Consider the following 304-nt stretch of genomic DNA (forward strand, 5'->3'; position numbering starts at 1 on the left):
GGATTCAGCCGTGAGGCGATTACCGCTATCCGCAATGCGTATAAGCTGATTTATCGTAGCGGTAAAACGCTCGATGAAGTGAAACCGGAAATTGCTGAACTGGCGGAAACATATCCGGAAGTGAAAGCCTTTACCGATTTCTTTGCACGCTCAACGCGCGGTCTGATTCGTTAATGACTGAACATCGTCCATTAACGATTGCCCTGGTCGCCGGAGAAACCTCCGGCGATATTCTTGGTGCAGGTCTGATCCGTGCCCTGAAAGCCCGTCATCCGGATGCACGCTTTGTCGGCGTGGCGGGTCC

The 304-nt window shown here is 53.0% G+C and carries 2 pseudogenes; both read left to right on the forward strand.

Annotated features, from left to right (window positions below):
- A pseudogene (locus SB756_RS29130) lies at positions 1–174 on the forward strand (acyl-[acyl-carrier-protein]--UDP-N-acetylglucosamine O-acyltransferase); the annotation flags it as partial.
- Positions 174–304: pseudogene (locus tag SB756_RS29135) on the forward strand (lipid-A-disaccharide synthase); the annotation flags it as partial. The pseudogenes SB756_RS29130 and SB756_RS29135, both read left to right, overlap by 1 nt.

The sequence above is a fragment of the Pseudomonas sp. SIMBA_068 genome (genome assembly GCF_046534705.1).
Classification (GTDB): Bacteria; Pseudomonadota; Gammaproteobacteria; order Pseudomonadales; family Pseudomonadaceae; genus Aquipseudomonas; species Aquipseudomonas putida.